We start from the raw sequence: 891 nt of genomic DNA, 5'->3' as shown, positions 1-891 counted from the left end.
TAAGAGGTCCTAACAAAGGCGTTGGACGTGGCGGTGGGTGATGAGGCACGTGGCGAGGCTGAGGAAGGCTTCGTGGATGTCATCGCGTCGTTCCCAGCGGATCCGTAGCCGGCGGAAGCCGTGGAGCCAGGCGATCGTGCGCTCGACGACCCAGCGGTGGATGCCGAGTCCGGATCCGTGGGGCACGCCGCGACGTGCGATCACCGGTTTGATGCCCATCACCCGGGCCAGACGCCGGTACTTGTCGTGGTCGTAGGCGCGGTCGCCCAGCAGTATGTCGGGCCGTTTTCGCGGGCGTCCGACCAGGCCCGGAACGGGCGGGATCTTCTTCAGCAGCGGGATCAGCTGGGTGACGTCGTTGCGGTTTCCGCCGGTCAGCGAGACGGCGAGCGGGATGCCCTGGCCGTCGACGATGAGGTGGTGCTTGCTGCCCGGTCTGGCACGGTCGACCGGGCTCGGCCCGCTTTTGGGCCCCTTCGAGCGGCCCGGACGTGACTGGAGTCGATCACCGCCCTGGACCAGTCGATCTGCTTCGCCGCCCGCAGCTTCGCGAGCAGGAGCACGTGAAGCTGGTCCCAGACGCCCGCCCGGTTCCAGGCTTCGAGCCGCCGCCAGCAGGTCATGCCCGAGCCGAAGCCCAGTTCCTGCGGGAGGTACTCCCACTGAATGCCGGTATGCAGCACGAAGAGGATCCCGCACAACGCCTGCCGGTCCGGCACCCGAGGCCGCCCCGGCTTCAGCTTCGGCCCTGGAACCGGCAGCAACGGCTCGATCAGCAACCACAGTTCGTCCGAGACGATCCACGGACGAGACACCCTCTTGCCCACGAACAGACCAACGACCAACCAGACCGATAGTCACACCGACGGCACTTCTGTTAGCACCTCTAAG

1 protein-coding gene is annotated in these 891 nt (G+C 66.8%); it reads right to left on the bottom strand.

What is annotated here, in order from left to right; genetic code table 11:
* Positions 1-9 precede the first annotated feature (9 nt).
* Positions 10-800, bottom strand: a protein-coding gene (locus IE269_RS42780; RefSeq protein ID WP_474184014.1) for an IS5 family transposase whose coding sequence is annotated in 2 segments (ribosomal slippage) — positions 10-482 and positions 482-800 — 792 coding nt in all. Because the reading frame shifts where the segments join, the coding sequence is not laid out codon by codon here.
* Between the last annotated feature and the right edge of the window lie 91 nt (positions 801-891).

It is taken from the genome of Streptomyces spiroverticillatus (assembly GCA_014650415.1).
Taxonomy (GTDB): Bacteria; Actinomycetota; Actinomycetes; order Streptomycetales; family Streptomycetaceae; genus Streptomyces; species Streptomyces spiroverticillatus.
This window is presented reverse-complemented; position numbering and strand designations above follow the sequence as displayed.